This is a genomic window from Aquimarina sp. 433, assembly GCF_054054605.1.
Window position 1 is genome coordinate 157002 of sequence record NZ_JBSWZK010000004.1, and the last position, 21504, is coordinate 178505.

Genomic DNA, 21504 nt, shown 5'->3' on the forward strand with positions numbered 1-21504 from the left:
AGAAGTTGATTATTGACAACTCATTAAATTTCGTGAATATTTAATACATTCTCATTAAACATGTTTAATAAATGAGAAATTTAAGATTTCCTTAGGTTTTCGATATAACAAAAACAAGCTCTATTGCTGACTAAGACGTTTTCTTATTTTTGAAAGTCCTACTGGTGTCAATCCTAGATAAGAAGCAATCATATATTGGGGAACTCGTTGAAAAAGTGAAGGCCTTTTTTCCAACAACTGAAGATATCGTTCCTGATTTGACAAATTTTTAATGCGATTAATTTTTTGAAAATTATTTATATAGGCCTTCTGCATGGACAATCGCCCAAAGCGCTCTAATGCATGAGAATGATCAAAAACTTTTAATGCATCACTTTTAGATATCGCATAAACTACTGAATCTTCTGTAAGTTCCAAATATGATTCTGAAGGTATTTCTTCTATATAAGGATATAAATCCGTAAAAAAAGTGTTCTCCGTATAAAACTCCATAACCCTTGTTACACCATCTTCTACAGTATAATAGGTAGCACAACCTTGCTTCATATAATAGAAATCCCGGATATATTGCCCTGGTTTTACGAGAAACATTCCTTTTTTATATGTTTCTTTTTTATAAAACTGAAGCCCAAATTCCATATCCGAATCGCTAACTGGTGTAAAAGACCGTATTTTTTCTTCTAAATCTTTCAATACTTATTGCTATATCAACGAAAGAACAAAATATTTATATAAAGACCAAGTATTAGAAGAGGAATGAGTTTATAGTATAAAAAAAAAGGCCACTTACAAGAAGTAACCTTTTTCGACTATTTATAAACTACAACTAAACAATTTATTATTTACGGATCGCATAACTAGATGCTCCGGGAAGGTCTCTTAAAAAATCAACTGCACTTTTCAAAATAAGCTCAATAGAAGAATAAAGGTGATTCATAACTGTGTGATTTAAAGATTAAACAAGCTAAATATACATAGTTATTAACAATTTAACAAAATTATTGTTTAATTTATGTTTATAAATTGTTTAAAAGTTAATTTTTTCGGATAAAATTAATTATATTAATTTATAAAAGACCTTAATGTAAGTTATTTCTTTCTATTATTGTTAATAACTATGTTGATAACTGCAATTTTTGTTAATAACTAGGAAGATCACCTACATCTAAATTCAAAAATCTACGTAGTATGCAATCATGGAAAGTGATTTATAATCAAAAAACGAAACTATTATTCATAAATATGCCTAGGCATATTTTGATAAAAACTTGTAGTTTTTCATAATTTTTGTTCTTAAATTAGAGGTAAATTCCCCTTACACCAACACACAATCTTTATAAAAAACTGTATGCCAAACAATTAAAAACTAAACATAGATTTGATTTATGGAGCAACCAAACCTATCTTTTATTACTAAACTATCTAACGGAGATAAAGTCTTTGAAGAAAAGATCTTTAAAGTAATTCGAAAAGAGTTTCCTGAAGAAAAAGAAAAATATTTTTTAAGTATAAAATCAAAAAATTATACAAAAGCAGCAGAAGATGTGCATAAGCTTAAACACAAAATTAGCATCTTAGGATTAGAAAAAGGATATGATGTTGCAGAGAAATATGAAGATAATCTAAAAGAATCCTCTGAAGTACTAAAAGAGGAGTTTGAAAATATCTTAACTAATATCACCACCTATTTAGCAGAAACACTATAAAATTTACCCTGCTACTTTTTTAAACTGTAGTGGTATGCTATTTGCCCCAATTGTCCAACAATTTTCACAGAATCTTTCATGGATAATTTGGATCCATCAGCATGAATCCATCTTTTAAGTGGTTGTTCACATATATAAGAAATTGCTTTTTTCTTTCCATAAAATTTTCGCATTCTCATAAAAATCTCCACGTCGAATAACCATCGGGTAATAAACTTTTCTTTAAATAACTCGTTAAAAACCTCTTTATCCATTATCTTGGCGCCACATTGAGTATCATTAAATGACATACCCAATATATTACGAATGATCAGATTAATAGTTTTACTAATTATTTTACGTGCTGATTCCTTGGTGATATCCGCTCCCATCCTACTCATTCTGGATCCACTTACAATTTTAAAATCAGAAGAGGCTATTGTTTTTACCAAATCATCAAAGTCCTTGAAATCTGTAGAAAGATCGGCATCTAGATATCCTATATAATCTAACTGTTTATCTTTTGCCATATGCAATACTCCTTGTCTCACTGCCTCACCTTTTCCGCCGTTTTTCTCACAATTATAAACACTAATATTATCTTCTCTGCCTTTTTGTAACTCTAATAAAACATTAAGCGTATCATCTGTACTACCATCATTTACAAAACACAAATGATATCCTAGATTACTATTTGTAAAATCTATAAACTCCTTACTTAACAATCTTTTCTCTTCATTGTAGCACGGAATTACCACTCCCACACAATTTCTTTGTAGTATTTTACCTTTGGAATCATCGCTAGGAATCCTGTCTTTCTTCACCCCTAAAATCCTACCTATTCTAACCGAAACTTCATTCAATGACAGAGGTTTTTTCATATAATCATCGATCCCTAAATCAAAACCATTAATGATGGTATCTTCATCGTTATTTCCGGAAAGTACTAATACCTTTACATCAGGTTTTTTTTCTCTTTTTACGGTTTCTATCACTTCTAAACCAGACATTCCATCCATATTAATATCCACGATGATAAGATCAGGGTCAAAAGAATCAAAAAGACGTAATCCTTCTTGTCCGCTATCCGCACATTTTACTTCATATCCTAAATCCGTAAGATGTTTCTCTAAAGATAATAGTATTAGTTGCTGATCATCAATCGCTAAAATTCTTTTCATTATATATCTAATTTAAAACTTATTATAAAATCTTAATCGAGCCTGTACTATTTGGATTTGTGGAAGTATCTGTTAGCGACAAAATCACTAAAGATATTATTAGTCGTTTTATAAATTTAGGGAATTTTCACCTAAATACACAAGTAGATAATTTTAATTTCAAAATATTTGTGTAATTCAAGTTACAGTTTTTATTCGAAAAAATCAATTAAAGATAGTTTTATAATAGTTAGAAAAACAGTAGTTAATCTTTCAGTAACCTGTACATTTGCAAAATGTCATTTACAGATCAAAACCAGCAGGTATTTTTAAAAAAACTAGGTATAGATAAGCTTAATCCTATGCAAGAAGAAGCAGGATTGGCAATTAGTTCCAGCGATAATGTCATTTTATTGTCTCCAACTGGAACAGGAAAAACTATTGCTTTTCTGTTACCTATCTTTGCCAATCTAGATGTTGATTGCCAAGAAATCCAGACGATTATAGTAGTTCCGTCTAGAGAACTTGCGATACAAATAGAAAAAGTTGCCAGAGATATGGGAACTGGATTTAAGATCAATGCCGTCTATGGAGGAAGATCGGGCTCACAAGATAAATTAGATTTAAAACATCGTCCTGCGATTCTTATTGGAACTCCCGGTAGGATTGCCGATAGACTTCGACGGGATAACATCTCAGTAGCTCATCTTACCACTATTGTTTTGGATGAATTTGATAAATCATTGGAAGTAGGTTTCGAAAAAGAAATGATAGAGATTATCAATGCATTACCCAATATCAAGAAAAAAGTACTTACTTCTGCCACGCAAGAGTCTACAATACCAGATTTTGTGAGACTTCACAATCCAATAAAAATCAATTATCTAGATCAAGCTACCTCTCAATTAACGCAAAAAAGAGTTATCTCTGAGTCTAAAGACAAATTACCAGTATTAGTAAAAACAATTAAACACATTGGGAATCAGCCTGGAATTATATTCTGTAATTACAAAGATTCTATACAACGTGTCAGCGCATTTTTAAAAGAGAACAAGATAGATCATGGTTGTTTTTATGGAGGTATGGAACAAAAAGATCGAGAACGAGCCTTAATAAAATTCCGAAATGGAACACATCAAATAATCGTTGCTACAGATCTTGCTGCAAGAGGAATTGATATTCCCGAAATCAAATATATTATACATTATCATTTACCTATGAAGCGTGAGGAATTCACACATAGAAATGGTAGAACAGCAAGGATGAATGCTAATGGGACCGCTTATATCCTGCAATGGGAAGAAGAAATACTTCCTGATTTTATAGATGAAGTTGAAGTAGAAGAATTGATAGATGCTCCCATTCCGAATAGATCTGAATGGAAAACATTATTTATTTCTGGAGGAAGAAGGGACAAAATATCCAAAGGAGATATTGCTGGTCTTTTTATAAAACAAGGAAAGTTACACAGGGATGAATTAGGGATTATAGAAATCAAACCTGATTGTGCTTTTGCAGCCGTAAAGGCTTCTAAAGCAAAAAAAGTAATCGAACAGGTTACGAATACTCGACTAAAAAAGAAAAAAGTTAGAGTGACCATGATTTAAAGGATTAAAACAAAAAGAGGAACAGTTTAGTTCCTCTTTTTGTTTTTTTCAATATAAGTAGATCTTTTACTTATGAGTCCATTCTAATAATCTTAGCTCCTATGGCTCTCAATCGATCATCAATATTTTCATATCCTCTATCTATCTGCTCAATATTATGAATCGTAGATGTTCCTTTTGCGCTTAAAGCCGCTATTAGCAAAGAAATTCCAGCTCTAATATCTGGAGACACCATAGTGGTTGCTTTTAATGTAGATTTAAAATCATGACCAATAATAGTTGCTCTATGTGGATCACATAAAATGATCTTAGCCCCCATATCTATCAATTTATCTACAAAAAACAATCGACTTTCGAACATTTTCTGATGTACCATTACTTCTCCTCTAGCTTGTGTAGCTACAACCAGTACAATACTTAACAAATCTGGAGTAAATCCAGGCCATGGAGCATCGGCAATTGTCATAAAGGATCCATCTATATAGCTTTCAATTTGATAACCATCAGTATGCGCAGGTATGTAGATATCATCTCCTACACGTTCTAGAGTGATACCAAGTTTTCTAAATGTATTTGGAATAATACCAAGATTATCCCAGCTTACATCCTTGATCGTAATTTCACTTTTGGTCATAGCAGCAAGACCGATCCAAGAACCAATCTCGATCATATCTGGCAATACTCTATGTTCGCATCCACCTAAAGATTCAACTCCTTCGATAGTTAGCAAATTAGATCCAACACCTTGAATCTTACCACCCATGGAGTTAATCATTTTACAAAGTTGTTGTAAATACGGTTCGCAAGCAGCGTTGTATATTGTTGTTTTTCCTTTAGCTAATGCTGCAGCCATTACGATATTAGCCGTTCCTGTAACAGAGGCTTCATCCAATAACATATAAGTACCTGTAAGACCTTCTGGAGCTTCTACGCCATAAAAACGTTCTTCCTTGTTATACCTAAACTCTGCTCCTAAATTGATAAATCCTTCAAAATGAGTATCTAATCTACGACGTCCAATTTTATCTCCTCCTGGTCTTGGGATGTATCCTTTTCCAAAACGGCCCAATAACGGCCCAACTATCATTATAGATCCTCTTAATCCACTTCCTTCTTGCTTAAATTGCTCACTCTCCAGATACTCTAGATTCAGCTCATCACTTTTAAAGGTATATTTACCCTTTCCAAGTTTCTGAATTTTTACTCCTAAATTTCTAAGAATCTCTATTAATTTGTTTACATCTCTAATATCTGGAATATTAGAAATCGTAACTTTTTCTGGAGTTAATAATACTGCACAAAGAATTTGTAAGGCTTCGTTTTTCGCTCCCTGAGGTGTAATTTCACCTTTGAGCTGATGCCCTCCTTCTATCTGAAAAGTACTCATAAAAGTTGATTGGTTAAGGTAATGTTTTGGTTAATAACGTTTTTTTCCTCGGTTATTACCACCGCTTCGATAATTCTTTTTTCCAGAACCTCCACGATAGTTTTTCTTTTTTCCTCTAAGTAGATCAGTAGAAGTACTTAAATCCTCACTACTATTACGAAGATCTATTTTACCATCACTTAATTCCAAAAGATGATTAAAAATTGCCTGATCATCAACCGTATCCTTATTCCAGTTGAGATAACATTTCTTCATATGATTGGCAATTGTATACGTAAGCGCAGTTTTTAAATCTCCTTCTTCCCAACTTATTGCAACATCGATCATTCTCTTGATATTATTACCGTAGTATCGATATTTTGGGAAATTCTGAGGATATTCTAAAGGCTCTGGCCTTTCTTCTAACTTTTCTTTTGTGAGTATAGGATAAGGAGCTTCTACATCAAGTTTAAAATCACTCATAATAAAAAGCTGATCCCATAGTTTATGTTGAAAATCTGGAACATCTCTTAAATGAGGTTGAAGATTTCCCATAACCGCTATAATCGCTTTTGCTACCTTATTTCTCTCTTCTCTATCTTCTATTTCAACAGCTTGATCAATCATTTTTTGAAGATGACGACCATACTCTGGAATAATCAACTTATCCCGTTCGGTATTATATTCTAAATTATTTATACTCATATGATTGTTAAAGTCTATAAAATGTATAAGTAGTAGTCTTGAGCATCTACAAAAAGGAATGGTAAGTAATATATCCTGACTTTTAGGCGGCTCAATATTTGTTTGCAAAATACTAAAATAATATTAGTATGCTCAAAATGAATCTAAAAATATTCCTTTTATAGAGAAATTACACCTTCTACTTTATCCGCTACTTCTTTATACTTAGAAATAACATGGTCCGGGTTTTTCATGCGAACGTTTATAGAAACACTAGTGTATTTTCCATTTTTGGACTGTTTGGTAGTAATCACAGCACCAAGATTATTAAAAATCTCTTCTACCTGATTCACTTTTTCAGTTTCTGTAGGAACGATAAACTTATACAAATAGTTTGTTGGCCAAAGGGCCGTATCTGCTAATTGGGCTTTTAATTTTTTATAAAATTCTTCAGATTTTGAAGGGTCACTCATCTATTACAAAATTTTTGGGCAAAGATACACCTTCTCTTTTATATATTAAGAAGTGATATATTACTCTTTTAGCCTTTTAATTAACAACCGATATTGTTCGATTGTGTCCATATCATCCGTCTTATTTTTACCATCTAAGGTAATAACCTTATCCTCATATTTCTTAATAATATATCTTGCTCCAAAATCTTCTTTAAGCTCTGATAATTCTTCAAAGTAAATGCTAGAAAATATTGCTGGAACTCCTATTTTAGCTTGCATTGCTGTAGCTACAATCGCATTTGGATTTTCGGTATAATGCTGTATCAAATTATTGAAATGCGCAAGATCTATAAAAGGTTGATCAATTAAAGATATTAATACTGCTTTATATTTCTTCGTTGCACTCATTATATGTCGAACTCCTGTACTTATAGAAGTTCCCATTCCAGATTGCCAACTTTGATTGTACAAAATACGAACTGGTAAATGTTCTATTTCCTTATTAATGAGATCAAAATTAGCTCCTAATATGACATAAGTTTCTAATTGAGATAATTTTTGAACCTTTTTGATTTCAGATACTATCAAAGATTCTTCTTTCCAAGGTAACAATTGCTTTGGAGATCCCATTCTGGTAGAAGCTCCTGCTGCTAATATGATATGCGCTATTTCTTTAACGATCTTTTACTGTATTATGAGCGAGATCATTGGAATAATCACTGTGAATACCTCCTATTTTTTCGTGTAATGGAATAGGCCTCTGATTACGAACCACAGAAAGTATTTCTGCAATAATAGAAATAGCTATTTCTTGTGGAGTTTCTGCTCCTAAATTAAGTCCGGCTGGCCCATGAATACAATCCATAAACTCATCTGTAACTTCAGGAAAATATTCTATAAATGCGGATAACAGTTTTTCTCTTCTTCTAGAAGGTCCTAACAAACCTATATACACAGGACTTGTATCTTTGATTGCTTGCAGGTATAACAGATCTTTCGCAAAATTATGTGTCATCAATACAATTGCAGTTTGCTTATCTACTTTATCAATTATTAAATCTTCAGGAGATTTATTAATGATTCTATTAGATCCAGGAAAATCAGCAATTGTCTTTGGGTTTTTTGGAGAATTTACCACCTCTACTTCCCATCCAGTTTTATGAGCTATTTCGCTCAAGACTACTGCATCATGCTCAGAACCAATAATTACTAATCGAAAGCACGGTTTCATTTCTCTTTTAAAACAATGAATTCCATTAGTATCATCTATTGACATTAATTCAAAATCATCATAGAATCTAAAGCTACGAGTAGCATCAAAAGACAAAGTAGATCCCATAAGAAGTTCCGTATTCTCTTCTTTTGCATAAAAAGAACTCATCTCAAAAGATGTTCGAGATTGTAAATATGACTCTATTTCGTCTATATTTTCGGAACTAATTAGAAAAGGTTCTATCAGAATATATAAAACACCTTCACAACCCAAACGATACCTCCCATTATAGGTCATAATCTTAGCTCGTCCAGAATCGAAAACAGATTTAGCTTGCCTTAACACTTCTTTTTCTACACATCCTCCACTAACCGCTCCAGTCATCTGTCCATTTTCCAGAATCAACATTCCAACTCCTGGTCTACGGTAAGACGAGCCATCAATATCAACAACTGTTGCCATGACGGCTCGCATTCCTATTTTCTTTGCTTCTTTATAAGAAGCTATTATTTCTTTAAACTCATGAGTCATATTCTACCCAAGCAATTCTTTTTCCTTCATATTTTTCACAAAAGGTTGTTTTGTCATTCGAACACCTTTTGCAGCTTTTATAGCATTGGCAATAGCAGCTCCTGCTGGTGGTAATGTAGGTTCACCTAATCCTGTAGGTGCAACATCACTTTCGATAAAATGTGTTTCTACAATAGGTGTTTCATTCATTCTAATTAAACGATATGTATTAAAATTAGTATCCTGAGGTTGACCATCTTTAAAGGTAAAATCTCCATACATAGCATGCCCTATTCCATCGATAACTCCTCCTTCAATTTGATTTTTAGCTCCTAAAGGATTTACAACAATACCACAATCAACCACACAAGTTATCTTTTTTACTACAGGTTGATCATTTTCTATGACTACATCTGCTACTTCGGCTACATGAGTATTATGACAATAATAAGAACTAAACCCTTGAAATACTCCTTCAGGTTTTTTACCCCACTCAGATTTCTCAACTGCGGTTTTGATCACTTGTTCTAATCGCTCTGGAGAATATTGAATTCTTTCATCATTATGCCCTTTCACATTCTGCAATAAGTCTAGTCGCAATTGTATATTATCTACTTCCATTACTTCAGCTAGCTCATCAAAGAAACTTTGCTCTGCAAAAGCAAGAAAATTCGTGTATGGCGCTCTCCATGCTCCTATGGTAATATTACTATCATATTTAGCAACGTCTACTTGATAATTTTCTACTGCTCCCGCAGGAAAAAAATTAGGAATTAAACCATACATATTAGAATTCACTGCAGCTTCTTTTAAGTGATAACCTGTTAATTTACCATCTTTTATCGCAGCACTAATTCTATATTTTATTGCGGGTCTGTAGATCCCTGCAGACATATCATCTTCTCTGGAATATACCACTTTTACTGGTTTTTTGGCGATATTAGAGATCTCTGCGGCTTCTAAAGCAAAATCTCCATATAATCTTCTACCAAAACCACCACCCATTCTGGTCATATCTACGGTAACTTCTTCAGGCTTTCTATTCAATAGTTCCGCTACTCTTCTTGCAGTTCCTGCTGGTGTTTGAATAGGACCAACCAAACGCACTGTTTCTTGGGTTACATCTGCAAAGAAATTCATAGGTTCCATACAGTTATGTGGTAGAAATGGAGATTCATATGTTCTCTCTAGAACCTTATCTGCATTTGCAAAAGCTTTTTTAACATCTTCGTCTGCTCTCATTGTATTGAACTCACTCCCATCCAAAAGAGCAGTTAATGCTTTATCATGATCTTCTGTATTCTCTAGTTTAGAATCATCTTTCCACTTTGCTTTTACGATTTTTTTAGCTTTCATCGCTGACCAAGTATTTTCAGCCATTACAGCAATCTTATCACCAAACTTGAATATATCGACAACACCTTTTACCGTTTTAGCTTCTGTAGCGTCATAATCTTCTAGTTTTTTACCAAATGCAGGTGGTCTCACTACACTAACGTATAGCATTCCTTCTTCCTTATAATCCAATCCATATAGAGGTTTACCAGATACTATTTTATCAATGTCTACATTTTGAATATCTTTTCCGATAATAGTAAAATCCTTAGGATCTTTTAATTGTATATCTTCAGGAATCTCCAAAGAAGCTGCTTCTTTAACCACTTCTCCATATCCTAGTTTATCTCCATTGCTATTGGTTATCACTCCTTCTTTAGTAGTACATGTAGAAGGATCTACTCCCCACTTTGCCGCTGCAGCATTCACTAGCATTTGCTTAGCTGTAGCTCCTGTTTTTCTTAATGGTTCCCAACCATGCCTTAAAGATTGACTACCTCCAGCCACTTGTCTTGTAAAGTTTTTGGTATCCAATGCTCCTTGTGCTACCACTACATTATCCCATGCAACATCTAACTCTTCTGCGATTAACATCGGCATCGAAGTTTTTACTCCCTGCCCAATCTCTGGATTTGGAGAAAAAATAGTGACCATTCCATTATCTGCTATTTTAATAAATGCATTGAAATCATTAAAATTCAAATCAGCAATATCTACAGGAGGCTCAGCTTCTGGTTTACAAGCCTGAAATAGGTTAAAACCAATTAACATTCCTCCACCAGCCAATGCGGATGTTCTTATAAATGACCTTCTACTAACAGAAGGTGTTGTAATACGTTTCATTTTTTTGGATTTAAATTGGTTAACTTAGCTTACTTGCAGCTTTTTCTACAGCTTTTTCTATCCTATTATAGGAAGCACATCTACATAGATTTCCACTCATAGCAGTTCTAATCTCCTCTCTATTAGGATTTGGATTCTGCTCTAAAAACGCGGCAGCGGTCATAATTTGTCCTGCCTGACAATATCCACACTGAGGAACATCTATTTCTTTCCAAGCTTGTTGAACTGGATGCGAAATATCTTCAGATAACCCTTCTATTGTAGTTATTTCCATTTCAGCTGCTACAGATACTTGTAACAAACAACTTCTGGTAGCTACTCCATCTGCATGTACTGTACAAGCACCGCATTGTCCAATTCCGCAACCAAATTTGGTACCCACTAAATCAAAATGATCTCGTAGAATCCATAATAATGGTGTATCCTTATCTGCATCAACAGAAAGAGATTTACCATTTACTTTTAGATTATAAACAGGCATGAGTTTTATTTTTAAGATTTGTATTTAATTAGTCTAAATAACAGTTAAATCGTTATTTGATTTCTGAATTTACTAAAAATAAATACTGGAGAATTCAACTTTAACAGAGTTTTATTGTATCCATATCAATCTATTTTCAAAATCCTTTAATAATTCCGAAATTTGTAAAAAAATATTTCTTTGACGAAACACAAAATAGTAATTACAGGAGGCCCTTCTACTGGAAAGACATCCATCATAAACAAACTTGAAAGTGATGGTTTCTTTTGTTTTCCAGAATTTATTAGAAGTATAACTCAAGAGGTGAAACTTAGCAACGACGCGATGGAAATCACCTCTAATCCTATTGTATCTGTTGATGATCCTTACGATTTCAACTTACAACTTTTGCAAGGTAGAATTGATCAGTATCAGGATCCTAAGGCTAGTGATAAACAAATTTCATTTTATGATCGTGGAATTCCTGATGTTCTTGCGTACATGGATTTGTTTAATCAAACATATGATGAAACTTTTATTGATGCTTGTAAGTCGTATCGGTATAATAAGATTTTCATACTTCCTCCATGGGAAGACATTTACACTTCCGATGAAGAAAGATATGAAAGTTTTGAGGAAGCAAAACAAATCTACCTTCACTTATTAAACACTTATACAAAGTTTGGATACAATTGTATAGAAGTTCCTTTTGGAAATGTAAAAGAACGCAGTACCTTTATATTAGAACACGTTTTATAAAATAGTATTGATGATTTCCCCTATTCAACTATTAAAGGAAAATTGGAATTATGATTCTTTCAGACCTTTTCAGGAAGAGATCATCAATGCGCTCCTCCAAAATAATGATGTCTTTGGTCTACTACCTACTGGTGGAGGTAAATCCATTTGTTTTCAAATTCCAGCCCTTTTAAAACCAGGTATTTGTATTGTTATATCACCACTAATTGCTTTAATGCAAGATCAAGTACAACATTTACAACAAAAAGGTATTAAGGCAATAGCGCTTACTAGTGGAATCAAATATTCTGAACTAGATACGCTATTAGATAATTGCATCTATGGTAATTATAAGTTCCTTTATCTTTCGCCAGAGCGATTACAGCAAGATCTAGTGAAAGAACGTTTAAAAAAAATGAACATTAATCTGATTGCAGTAGATGAGGCACATTGTATATCACAATGGGGTAATGATTTTCGGCCTTCTTATAAAAAGATAAGAACTCTAAGAGAGCTAAAACCTTCTGTTCCTATAATTGCACTTACGGCCTCTGCTACTCCCGAAGTAGTAGATGATATTATAATTGAATTAGATTTATTTCAGCCAAAAGTATTCCGACAATCTTTTTACCGGAATAACCTGGGATATATCGTAACCCAAACTTTAGATAAAAATGATCAATTACTTCGGATTCTTTCTAAATATAAAGGTAGTTCTATCATTTATGTACGAAATCGAAAATCTGCCATAGAGATTAGCGATTTCCTAAACTCAAATAAACTGAAGGCAACTTACTATCATGGAGGTGTCGACGCAAAAGAAAAGACCAAACGTTTCCAACAATGGATGCAGGAGGAAACTACTATTATGGTAGCTACCAATGCTTTTGGAATGGGTATTGATAAATCGAATGTAAAAACCATTATACATTATAGCATTCCCGAAAGTATCGAAAGTTATTTTCAGGAAGCCGGAAGAGCTGGAAGAGACGGAACCAAATCATTTGCATTCTTATTAAATAGCAATAATGATATTCGTAATGTTAAAAATCAATTTATAAAAGTATTACCCGATATAGAATTTGTAAAATTGGTTTATCGTAAACTTTGCAATTATTTTCGGATATCTTATGGAGAAGGTGAACAATCTTCCCACGGTTTCAATTTTAATATATTCTGCAAAACTTATAATTTAAATACACTGATAACCTACAATGCATTACAGTTTTTAGATCGTTGTAGTGTATTAAGTTTTTCTCAACGATACTCCAAAAAGAGTACAATCCATATCACTACCACCGGAAATCATCTTTTAGGGTATCTAGAACAAAAACCCCACTTAGCATTAATTACCAAAGCAATATTGCGAACATATGGAGGTATCTTTGATGAAGAAGTAAAAGTTAATCTATCACTAATCGCTTCCAAAGTTAATTGCACAGAAATAGATGTAATCGACACATTAAAACAACTAGAGGAAGCCGAACTTCTTATTTTTAAGCACAAACTAACGGATGCTAATATTACTTTTTTAGTACCTAGAGAAGATGATCATACAATTAATAGAATAAAACCTTATATAACAGAATTGCGATTATCAAAAACCAAAAAGGTAAATGCAATGATTGATTTTGTACAAAACGAGAAAATATGCAGAAGTAGATTTTTGCTAAAGTATTTTGGTGAACAAGATGCTGTCGATTGTGGAATATGTGATATATGCCTTGCAAAAAAAAAATCTGATATTGATCCTGTAGCAATCAAAAAACAAATACTCACTCTTTTAACAAAACAAGACTTATCCTCCAGAGAATTGCTACATCAACTAGATTGCTCCGAAGAAGAAGGATTAAAAATACTAAGAGAATTAAACGAACATCGTATTATAAAAATAAATTCTTATAACAACTATCAACTCGTATAAATACATGAGAGACTTACGAATTCTATTTATGGGTACACCTGATTTTGCAGTAGAAACCCTTAAAACAATTATAGAAAATAAATTTAATGTTGTTGGTGTTATTACTGCTCCAGACAAACCTGCCGGAAGAGGTAGAAAATTAAGAGCGTCTGCGGTAAAAGAATATGCATTATCCCAAGGTCTAACAATATTACAACCAACGAATCTAAAAAATGAAGATTTTATAAAAGAACTAGCTTCCTTAGAAGCAAATCTAAATATCGTAGTTGCCTTTAGAATGCTACCTAAAGTAGTATGGAGTATGCCCGAGTATGGCACATTTAATCTTCATGCATCTTTATTACCAGATTACCGAGGTGCTGCACCAATTAATTGGGCTATCATTAATGGAGAACAAAAAACTGGAATTACTACTTTTTTTATTGATGAAAAAATTGATACTGGTCATATCATTCTTCAAAAAGAAGTAGAAATTAAAAAACAGGATACTGCAGGAGTACTTCATGATAAATTAATGACACAAGGAGCAGCTTTGGTAATTGACACCATTAAAGCTATAGAAAACGAAACGGTTACTACTACGAAACAACCAAAAGAAGAGACTTTTAAGACTGCCTATAAATTGCATAGAGAAAATACCAAGATTAATTGGGAGGACTCAATTGAAAATATTTACAACCTTATTAGAGGTTTGAGTCCTTATCCTTCTGCCTGGAGTAACCTATATAATAAAGGAGAAGAAATATCTATAAAAGTATATGAAGCTGAAATAGAACTTATAGAACATAATTTTGAGATAGGAAAAGTAATCATTGAAGATTCTAAAATCAAAGTTTCGGTAGTAAAAGGATATATTATTTTAAATAAGATTCAACTTCCGGGGAAAAAAGCTATGGAAGCTAAAGCACTCCTTAACGGGTACACTTTTTATAAAGATGCTAAAATGTGCTGAGCCCTTGCTATCAAAGGAGTAAGAAAAATCCAATAATTCATATATGTTTATTAACAATCACCTTGAGTTATCAACAAAAGCCCGTATTTACTGGGCTAATCCTTGCACGAATCATAAATCCGTATAAATTTGTAGAGCGTTTAACAAAAATTTGGTTTAACCAACAATTAATTTAAAAACAGAATTATGAACAAAACAGAATTAATCGATGCAATGGCAGCTGATGCTGGAATTACAAAAGCAGCAGCAAAGAAAGCTTTAGAGTCTTTTTTAGGAAATGTTGAAGGTTCTCTTAAAAAAGGTGACCGTGTTTCTTTAGTTGGATTCGGTTCTTGGTCAGTTTCTAAAAGAGCTGCAAGAGAAGGTAGAAACCCTCAGACAGGAAAAACTATCAAGATCGCTGCTAAAAACGTTGTAAAGTTCAAAGCTGGTGCAGATTTATCTAGTTCAGTTAACTAATTTAGTTAGTTTTTGATATTATAAAGAGCTCCTTTTTAAAGGAGCTTTTTTTATGGAGAACAGCTAAAAATCGGCTATACTTTTTGATTATTAGAAATAATTATTTAGTTTTAGTATAAACTACACCATCTATGATTTCATTACAACCAGCAAAAGGACACCTTCTGATTGCAGAACCATCGATTATTGGCGATGTTTCTTTTAATCGTTCGGTCGTACTTTTAGCAGATCATAGTAATCAGGGATCTATAGGCTTTATCATGAATAAACCATTAGATTATGTGCTTTCTGATTTAGTTCCTGAAGTAGAATCAGAATTTCAAATTTATAACGGAGGTCCTGTTGAGCAGGATAATCTGTATTTCATTCATAAAATTCCAGAGTTAATTCCTAATAGTGTGGAGATTTCTTCAGGAATTTATTGGGGTGGTGATTTTTCGGTAGTATCTAAATTAATTATCGAAAATAAAATTACACCTAATGAAATTCGTTTTTTCTTAGGGTATTCTGGATGGGATGCAAAACAACTACTACAAGAATTAGAAGCTAACTCTTGGGTGATTGTTAAAAACACTTATGAGAAGAATATTATAGGAAAATCCTATAATACTTTCTGGAAAGAAAAAATGATCGAACTTGGAGGAGAATATGTGCTGTGGTCCAACGCGCCTGCGGATCCTAGTTATAATTAATTTCCCAGTCTTATTTGTGCATTTAATACCCCAAGTAATCTTCTAGCAATATCTAAATTATACTCTTTCTTTCTAAACTTAGTAATAGGTTGAATACCTTGTATTACATTAGTTATAAAAAGTTCGTCTGCTTTCTGCAATTCGAAAGGAGAAATAGAAGCTTCCTCTATTTCGTATTCTGGTAACTTTTCAATAATTCTTACTAACTGCTTACGTAATATACCTTTAAGACAGCCATCAGCAACTGGCGGAGTTTTTATCTTATTCCCTTTTATCAAAAATAAATTTCCATTTAAAGCCTCAATAACCATTTTATTGGAATTAAGTAATAAACAATTATTGTATCCATTTTCTTTAGCAAAAATACCACCAAGAATATTCACCAATTTATTATTAGATTTTAGTGTGGATAATAAATCTGTAGCAACATAATGATCTTTAAATAATGTCACTTCATAAAAATCTTCAGATAAAGTATAAAAGGACGATGTAAGTTGCTTTACCGAAATAGAATAATCAACGTCATTGGTAGCTGGCGTATATAATCCTCCTTCTTTTCTATTTACAATGATCTTTACACGAACAGAAGAGTTTGACAAACCATTTTCTTCTATAAGACCTAAAATCTCTTCCTGTAAAAACTCTGGTGTAAACTTCATCGGAATTTGCATTCTTAGAATCCTCATGGAAGCCATTAATCTAAAGTAGTGGTCTTCCCAAAATAGAATAGTCCCAGAATTTACTCGTATCGTTTCAAACAAAGCATCACCGTAGGCATATCCTCTGTTGGCTGTAGATAATGTAGCTTCATTATCTTTCAACAAATTTCCGTTTATATTAATCATAAAAAAGCCCCTTATTACCAATTATCATTGGGCGGGGCAAATATACATTATAAAAATATAGGAATTAAGCAGAACCTAGTACATGTTTTAGGTTACTAATCATATTCTCCCATAACATTTTATTTTCATCGATTTCATCATCATCCGAGAAATCTGTAACCATTAAGGATACATCTTTAGTAATTTCATCTACCTGAATTCGCATTTCGAAAAAATAATCACTCCCATCTTCGTCATCTGCTAACCATCTAAATTTAATTCTTTCACCACTTTTTTTACTTAAAAGCTTTGCTTCCTCTTCACTATCGTCCCATATAAATGTAAACATTTCACCTCGTGAATTTACATTATCAGAAAACCACTCAGAAAGTCCTGAAGGAGTAGAAATGTATTGATATAATAGTTGAGGAGAAGATTGTATTACAAATTCAAGCTCGTATTTTATTTTTTCAGACATATTGGAAATTGTTAGTAAGCCAATATATAGATTAATTATTGACTTTAAAAATATTTGAAAAAAATTAATTCTACTTTATTGTTTGCTACAACGGTTTTTGTTTTTATATTTGCACCCGAATTAAAATGATGTAGCATCTATTTGGCGAGGTAGCTCAGCTGGTTAGAGCGTTGGATTCATAACCCAGAGGTCGGGGGATCGTGCCCCCCTCTCGCTACATTAATTCACAAAGCCCTTAGAAATAAGGGCTTTTTTGGTTTTATGAAAGAATTCGTAGTTTATATATTATTATCTAAAAAGTATAATAAAACTCTTACCATCATGCACTAAATCCGTCTAAAACATCTAAACTAATAAGAAATAGAACAACTATCGAAACAAAAAACCATCTTAAAATATCTTTTAAGATGGTTTTTTGTTATTTAGTAGAATTCTAATACTACATCTGTCTGCTTAAAGCATCTATTTGTTTTGTTTTTTCCTGCATATACTTACTCATCTTTTCCATTTCCTCTGCAGGTAATGTAGAAATTAATTTCCTGTACTGTTTGGTAAGGCTAGTACTAGACTCACTCAGCTTTAAAAAAGCGTCCAAATCGGCTTTGGACTCTACAGCTTTTTTATATTTTGCCACATAAGCTTCATAATCCCTGATATACTTTTTTGCTTCCTGACTATCAAATGAAGGTGCTCCAGCAGGTAATTTTATTTCCTCAGTTTTTGGCTTCTTCTTAGGTTTCTTTTTCTTCTTTACTACTGGTTTTTTTTCTTCCACAACTTCAACAACATCCGTTGAGTCAACAACCTCTTCCACAACTTCGACTTTATCTTCTTTAGGATCCTTTTTGCAGGATACCGCAAAAGATAATAAGAGACATAAAAGAGAACTCAATAAGATATTTTTCATAATTATAATTTTAGGGTAGTTAATAGTATTTGCTTTTAGTACGGTCTATTTATTGGTTGTAATTTTAGCTTAAAAGTAACTTTAATTCTTCAAAATTCATAGTTTCTTGCGTTCCAGTCTTCATATTTTTAACTGTATAATTGTTATTTTCTATTTCTGAAGTTCCCGCAAGCACCACAAATGGTATTGCTCTTTTATTAGCATATTTCATTTGTTTATTCATTTTTGCACTATCAGGATATAGCTCAGCAATAATACCTTCTTTTCTTAACTGAGCAACCGCTTTAAGACTATACAATCCCTCATCCGTTCCAAAATTAATAAATAAGGCTTTAGTTCCTGGAGCTACAGTATCAGGAAACAGCCCTAATTCCTCAATAACCAAATATATCCTGTCCAATCCAAATGAAATACCTACTCCACTTACATCTTTAAGTCCAAAAATACCCGTAAGATCATCATAACGACCACCACCTCCGATAGACCCCATTTTGACTCCTTCTGGAGCTGATACTTCAAAAATTGCTCCTGTGTAGTAATTTAAACCTCGTGCTAAAGTAACATCCAAATCAAGTTCTGCAGTTTCTAACGGAATTTCCTTGATAGCATTTATGATAAACTCTAATTCATCTACTCCTTTTATACCTTCTTCAGAGGCATTCAGAAGCTCTCTCAACTTCGCTAACTTCTCTGCAGTAGTTCCTGTAAAATTAAAAAGAAGTTGCACCTTATCTATGGCGGTTTGTTCGATACCTTTAGAAAGCATTTCTTTTTTAACACCTTCTTCTCCTATCTTATCCAATTTATCCAGAGCTACCGTAAAATCAATCAATTTATCACTAGCTCCAATCACTTCTGCAATCCCTGAAAGAATCTTACGATTATTCATTTTTATCGTAACTCCTTCTAAACCTAATTTAGAAAATACTTTATCATAAAGCTGAACAAAATCTACTTCTTGCCATAACGATTTACTACCTACCACATCTGCATCACACTGATAAAACTCCCTAAACCTTCCTTTCTGAGGTTTATCCGCTCTCCATACGGGTTGAATCTGATATCTTTTAAACGGAAAATCAATTTCATTTTGATGCTGAACCACGTATCTGGCAAATGGAACTGTTAAATCATAACGAAGCGCTTTCTCGCTGATTTTAGAGGTCATCTTACCACTATCTTTTGTAGCATATAATGTGTCATCTACCTTATTTAGATAATCTCCACTATTCAATATTTTAAAAATAAGACGATCTCCTTCTTCTCCATATTTACCCATCAATGTTTCACTATTTTCAAAACTTGGAGTTTCTATGGGATGGAAACCAAACAACTGAAATTGTTCTCTAATAGTATTCATAATATAACTTCTCTTAGCTACTTCAATTGGAGAAAAATCACGTGTTCCTTTTGGTATAGAAGGTTTTTGTGCCATATATTTATATTAAATTTTTCGCAAAAGTATACAATTCTTTATTTATACTTTTACCACTAATTCTAATTCATTCTAAAGGATGTAAAGATCTAAAAAAGCTTAAAATTTTATATTAAAAAACATAAAGAGTTTTACTTATTTAAATAAAATTTACTTTTTTGAGTAACTTTAAGGACGTTTTGTAGTCTTATACAGGAAACGATACTAATTCACTAATTATGTTTTCACTTTTTCGCGAGAATGTTCGTATTGCCTTAGACTCTATTAAAGGGCAACTTTTACGCACTATTCTTACCGTATTAATCATTGCTATTGGTATTACAGCATTGGTAGGGATATTAACTTTTTTAGGAGCTTTAGAAAACACCATTACTGGAGATTTTGCCTCTATGGGTTCTAATACTTTTAATATTCAGCGTTATGAATTTACTACCAGAAGAGGTGGTAGCGGCGAAAGAGAGAAAATAAACCCTATTATTAGTTATAGAAACGTACGACAGTTTAAAGAAAAATTCCAATATCCTTTTTCTAAAACTTCAATTTCATTCACAGGAACACGAAATGCAGAAGTAAAATTTGAAAATGAAAAAACAGATCCTGAAGCTTCGGTAGTAGGAGTTAATGAAAACTATTTAGAAAATAGCGGTACAGAAGTAGAATTTGGAAGAAATTTTACTTTTTTTGATATAGAAAACAACAATCGTGTTTGTCTAATCGGACCAGATTTTAAGAAGAATATTTTTAAAGATACTGATCCTGTAAATAAAACAATTAGCATTAGAGGTGTAAAATTTAAAGTGATTGGTGTTTTAGAGAGTAAGGGAGCAACTTTTAGAAACAATCAAGATCTTAAAGTTTTAATTCCTTTGCAAGTAGCACGTTCGATTTATACTTTACCAAACATTAACTATAACATCAGTGTAAAGGTAGATGATAAACAGTTTTTAGAAGGCGCGCAAGATGAAGCTATTATTACTTTTAGAAAAATACGCGGTCTCAATCCTATAGAAGAAAATAACTTTGGTCTAGAACGAAGTGATGACTTGATTAACCGTATTTCTAGTATTACTGGATATTTGTATTGGGCAGCATGGATCATTAGTATCATTACTATTTTCGGATCTTCGATTGCACTTATGAACATCATGCTCGTTTCAGTAACGGAGCGAACCAGAGAGATAGGAGTTCGAAAAGCTCTTGGAGCTAAAAAGAACACAATTTCTACTCAATTTTTTATGGAAACCGTTATTATTGGTCAAATCGGTGGCGTAGTAGGTATTATACTAGGAATAACGATTGGAGCTATTATTGTAGCTGTTTCAGGCTTTGAATTTAGTACGCCTTGGTTAGCGATTTTCGCCGCAGTAGTTACCTCATTTTTAACTGCAGTTGTTTCTGGGTCCTATCCAGCTGTAAAAGCAGCAAAACAAGATCCTATCGAATCGTTACGATATGAGTAATTGGATATAAAACCTTAAAATGACATTTGAAAAAAATTACTTTTTTCTGATATCCAGATTTATTTTAATTAATGTTTCAATCTTTACTCTATTAATAATAGGCAAAACCTTGTATACTGGTACTGCCTTATTTAATATTCCAAATTACCTATTCATATTACATGGAATAGTAATAACCATTATTTTTTTCCTAATGGTTCACTCGATTTCTATTAAAAAGAAGATTCTTATATTCAAAAATATTTTTGGTATAACTATTAAACTAGTAGATTTAAAAACCATAAAGGGACGAAAGGTAGATTACAAGTCACTCCCTA

21 protein-coding genes and 1 tRNA gene are annotated in these 21504 nt (G+C 32.6%); 9 read left to right on the top strand and 13 right to left on the bottom strand.

Going from position 1 to position 21504, the window contains the following annotated elements:
- Positions 1 to 120: 120 nt before the first annotated feature.
- Complete coding sequence (locus ACWNT5_RS10060) at positions 121 to 693, bottom strand: Crp/Fnr family transcriptional regulator (RefSeq protein ID WP_299600767.1); 573 nt, start codon at positions 691 to 693, stop codon at positions 121 to 123.
- 692 nt (positions 694 to 1385) lie between these two features.
- On the opposite strand from ACWNT5_RS10060, the gene ACWNT5_RS10065 reads away from it, so the two are divergent.
- Positions 1386 to 1706 (top strand): Hpt domain-containing protein, encoded by a 321-nt coding sequence (locus tag ACWNT5_RS10065; RefSeq protein WP_299600765.1) that lies wholly within the window; start codon positions 1386 to 1388, stop codon positions 1704 to 1706.
- Positions 1707 to 1717: 11 nt separating this feature from the next.
- Here ACWNT5_RS10065 and ACWNT5_RS10070 read toward each other — a convergent pair whose 3' ends face one another.
- Positions 1718 to 2866 carry a response regulator gene (locus ACWNT5_RS10070; protein ID WP_299600762.1) on the bottom strand — a complete coding sequence of 383 codons (1149 nt, stop codon included), beginning with the start codon at positions 2864 to 2866 and terminating at the stop codon, positions 1718 to 1720.
- 275 nt (positions 2867 to 3141) lie between these two features.
- Between ACWNT5_RS10070 and ACWNT5_RS10075 the strand changes: the two genes are divergently transcribed.
- Positions 3142 to 4452 (top strand): DEAD/DEAH box helicase, encoded by a 1311-nt coding sequence (locus ACWNT5_RS10075; protein WP_299600759.1) that lies wholly within the window; start codon positions 3142 to 3144, stop codon positions 4450 to 4452.
- Between the two features lie 70 nt (positions 4453 to 4522).
- Here the strand turns inward: ACWNT5_RS10075 and murA are convergent, their stop codons facing one another.
- From murA to ACWNT5_RS10110, 7 genes are all read right to left on the bottom strand, one after another.
- Complete coding sequence (gene murA, locus ACWNT5_RS10080) at positions 4523 to 5839, bottom strand: UDP-N-acetylglucosamine 1-carboxyvinyltransferase (RefSeq protein ID WP_299600756.1); 1317 nt, start codon at positions 5837 to 5839, stop codon at positions 4523 to 4525.
- A gap of 30 nt (positions 5840 to 5869) precedes the next feature.
- Positions 5870 to 6523: a DUF4290 domain-containing protein gene (locus tag ACWNT5_RS10085; RefSeq protein WP_299600754.1), complete on the bottom strand. Its 654-nt coding sequence runs from the start codon at positions 6521 to 6523 to the stop codon at positions 5870 to 5872.
- Between the two features lie 158 nt (positions 6524 to 6681).
- Positions 6682 to 6975, bottom strand: coding sequence for a DUF493 family protein (locus tag ACWNT5_RS10090; protein ID WP_299600752.1), 294 nt, complete (start codon positions 6973 to 6975; stop codon positions 6682 to 6684).
- Positions 6976 to 7035: 60 nt separating this feature from the next.
- A complete protein-coding gene (locus ACWNT5_RS10095; protein ID WP_456517398.1) occupies positions 7036 to 7638 on the bottom strand; it encodes a nucleotidyltransferase family protein in 603 nt (200 codons plus the stop codon).
- Positions 7631 to 8701, bottom strand: coding sequence for an XdhC family protein (locus ACWNT5_RS10100; RefSeq protein ID WP_299600749.1), 1071 nt, complete (start codon positions 8699 to 8701; stop codon positions 7631 to 7633). The genes ACWNT5_RS10095 and ACWNT5_RS10100 overlap by 8 nt, the downstream gene beginning before the upstream one ends.
- A 3-nt stretch (positions 8702 to 8704) precedes the next feature.
- On the bottom strand, positions 8705 to 10858 hold the full coding sequence (locus tag ACWNT5_RS10105) for a molybdopterin cofactor-binding domain-containing protein (protein WP_456517261.1): 2154 nt from the start codon (positions 10856 to 10858) through the stop codon (positions 8705 to 8707).
- Positions 10859 to 10877: 19 nt separating this feature from the next.
- Complete coding sequence (locus ACWNT5_RS10110; RefSeq protein WP_456517262.1) at positions 10878 to 11339, bottom strand: (2Fe-2S)-binding protein; 462 nt, start codon at positions 11337 to 11339, stop codon at positions 10878 to 10880.
- Positions 11340 to 11519: 180 nt separating this feature from the next.
- Between ACWNT5_RS10110 and ACWNT5_RS10115 the strand changes: the two genes are divergently transcribed.
- The 5 genes from ACWNT5_RS10115 (at position 11520) to ACWNT5_RS10135 (ending at position 16083) form a co-directional block, all read left to right on the top strand.
- Entirely contained in the window at positions 11520 to 12077 is a 558-nt protein-coding gene (locus tag ACWNT5_RS10115) for an AAA family ATPase (protein WP_456517263.1), read from the top strand.
- Between the two features lie 10 nt (positions 12078 to 12087).
- Positions 12088 to 13980, top strand: a complete 1893-nt coding sequence (locus ACWNT5_RS10120; protein WP_456517264.1) for a RecQ family ATP-dependent DNA helicase — start codon at positions 12088 to 12090, stop codon at positions 13978 to 13980.
- Positions 13981 to 13984: 4 nt separating this feature from the next.
- Entirely contained in the window at positions 13985 to 14932 is a 948-nt protein-coding gene (gene fmt / locus ACWNT5_RS10125; RefSeq protein WP_456517265.1) for a methionyl-tRNA formyltransferase, read from the top strand.
- Positions 14933 to 15118: 186 nt separating this feature from the next.
- Positions 15119 to 15391 carry an HU family DNA-binding protein gene (locus ACWNT5_RS10130; RefSeq protein ID WP_027391128.1) on the top strand — a complete coding sequence of 91 codons (273 nt, stop codon included), beginning with the start codon at positions 15119 to 15121 and terminating at the stop codon, positions 15389 to 15391.
- Positions 15392 to 15522: 131 nt separating this feature from the next.
- A complete protein-coding gene (locus tag ACWNT5_RS10135) occupies positions 15523 to 16083 on the top strand; it encodes a YqgE/AlgH family protein (protein WP_299600733.1) in 561 nt (186 codons plus the stop codon).
- On the opposite strand, the gene ACWNT5_RS10140 is transcribed toward ACWNT5_RS10135, so the two are convergent.
- Together ACWNT5_RS10140 and ACWNT5_RS10145 are read right to left on the bottom strand one after the other, a co-directional pair.
- A complete protein-coding gene (locus tag ACWNT5_RS10140) occupies positions 16080 to 16928 on the bottom strand; it encodes an aminotransferase class IV (RefSeq protein WP_299600731.1) in 849 nt (282 codons plus the stop codon). The two genes, ACWNT5_RS10135 and ACWNT5_RS10140, sit on opposite strands and share 4 nt — an antisense overlap.
- Positions 16929 to 16992: 64 nt before the next feature.
- Positions 16993 to 17385, bottom strand: a complete 393-nt coding sequence (locus tag ACWNT5_RS10145; RefSeq protein ID WP_299600729.1) for an START-like domain-containing protein — start codon at positions 17383 to 17385, stop codon at positions 16993 to 16995.
- A gap of 143 nt (positions 17386 to 17528) precedes the next feature.
- On the opposite strand from ACWNT5_RS10145, the gene ACWNT5_RS10150 reads away from it, so the two are divergent.
- Positions 17529 to 17602: transfer RNA gene (locus tag ACWNT5_RS10150), tRNA-Met, on the top strand.
- Between the two features lie 222 nt (positions 17603 to 17824).
- Here the strand turns inward: ACWNT5_RS10150 and ACWNT5_RS10155 are convergent.
- Both ACWNT5_RS10155 and hisS read right to left on the bottom strand, forming a co-directional pair.
- Positions 17825 to 18292 carry a hypothetical protein gene (locus ACWNT5_RS10155; protein ID WP_456517266.1) on the bottom strand — a complete coding sequence of 156 codons (468 nt, stop codon included), beginning with the start codon at positions 18290 to 18292 and terminating at the stop codon, positions 17825 to 17827.
- Positions 18293 to 18356: 64 nt separating this feature from the next.
- Complete coding sequence (hisS, locus tag ACWNT5_RS10160; protein WP_456517267.1) at positions 18357 to 19727, bottom strand: histidine--tRNA ligase; 1371 nt, start codon at positions 19725 to 19727, stop codon at positions 18357 to 18359.
- A gap of 218 nt (positions 19728 to 19945) precedes the next feature.
- On the opposite strand from hisS, the gene ACWNT5_RS10165 reads away from it, so the two are divergent.
- Entirely contained in the window at positions 19946 to 21187 is a 1242-nt protein-coding gene (locus ACWNT5_RS10165) for an ABC transporter permease (protein WP_299600718.1), read from the top strand.
- The last annotated feature ends 317 nt before the right edge of the window (positions 21188 to 21504 follow it).

What these genes read in the sequence shown, in the direction of transcription:
- ACWNT5_RS10065 (WP_299600765.1), top strand. Translation starts at nt 1,386, where the DNA reads ATGGAGCAACCAAACCTATCTTTTATTACTAAACTATCTAACGGAGAT.
- ACWNT5_RS10070 (WP_299600762.1), bottom strand. Translation starts at nt 2,866, where the DNA reads ATGAAAAGAATTTTAGCGATTGATGATCAGCAACTAATACTATTATCT.
- ACWNT5_RS10075 (WP_299600759.1), top strand. Translation starts at nt 3,142, where the DNA reads ATGTCATTTACAGATCAAAACCAGCAGGTATTTTTAAAAAAACTAGGT.
- murA (WP_299600756.1), bottom strand. Translation starts at nt 5,839, where the DNA reads ATGAGTACTTTTCAGATAGAAGGAGGGCATCAGCTCAAAGGTGAAATT.
- ACWNT5_RS10085 (WP_299600754.1), bottom strand. Translation starts at nt 6,523, where the DNA reads ATGAGTATAAATAATTTAGAATATAATACCGAACGGGATAAGTTGATT.
- ACWNT5_RS10090 (WP_299600752.1), bottom strand. Translation starts at nt 6,975, where the DNA reads ATGAGTGACCCTTCAAAATCTGAAGAATTTTATAAAAAATTAAAAGCC.
- ACWNT5_RS10100 (WP_299600749.1), bottom strand. Translation starts at nt 8,701, where the DNA reads ATGACTCATGAGTTTAAAGAAATAATAGCTTCTTATAAAGAAGCAAAG.
- ACWNT5_RS10105 (WP_456517261.1), bottom strand. Translation starts at nt 10,858, where the DNA reads ATGAAACGTATTACAACACCTTCTGTTAGTAGAAGGTCATTTATAAGA.
- ACWNT5_RS10110 (WP_456517262.1), bottom strand. Translation starts at nt 11,339, where the DNA reads ATGCCTGTTTATAATCTAAAAGTAAATGGTAAATCTCTTTCTGTTGAT.
- ACWNT5_RS10120 (WP_456517264.1), top strand. Translation starts at nt 12,088, where the DNA reads ATGATTTCCCCTATTCAACTATTAAAGGAAAATTGGAATTATGATTCT.
- fmt (WP_456517265.1), top strand. Translation starts at nt 13,985, where the DNA reads ATGAGAGACTTACGAATTCTATTTATGGGTACACCTGATTTTGCAGTA.
- ACWNT5_RS10130 (WP_027391128.1), top strand. Translation starts at nt 15,119, where the DNA reads ATGAACAAAACAGAATTAATCGATGCAATGGCAGCTGATGCTGGAATT.
- ACWNT5_RS10135 (WP_299600733.1), top strand. Translation starts at nt 15,523, where the DNA reads ATGATTTCATTACAACCAGCAAAAGGACACCTTCTGATTGCAGAACCA.
- ACWNT5_RS10140 (WP_299600731.1), bottom strand. Translation starts at nt 16,928, where the DNA reads ATGATTAATATAAACGGAAATTTGTTGAAAGATAATGAAGCTACATTA.
- ACWNT5_RS10145 (WP_299600729.1), bottom strand. Translation starts at nt 17,385, where the DNA reads ATGTCTGAAAAAATAAAATACGAGCTTGAATTTGTAATACAATCTTCT.
- ACWNT5_RS10155 (WP_456517266.1), bottom strand. Translation starts at nt 18,292, where the DNA reads ATGAAAAATATCTTATTGAGTTCTCTTTTATGTCTCTTATTATCTTTT.
- hisS (WP_456517267.1), bottom strand. Translation starts at nt 19,727, where the DNA reads ATGGCACAAAAACCTTCTATACCAAAAGGAACACGTGATTTTTCTCCA.
- ACWNT5_RS10165 (WP_299600718.1), top strand. Translation starts at nt 19,946, where the DNA reads ATGTTTTCACTTTTTCGCGAGAATGTTCGTATTGCCTTAGACTCTATT.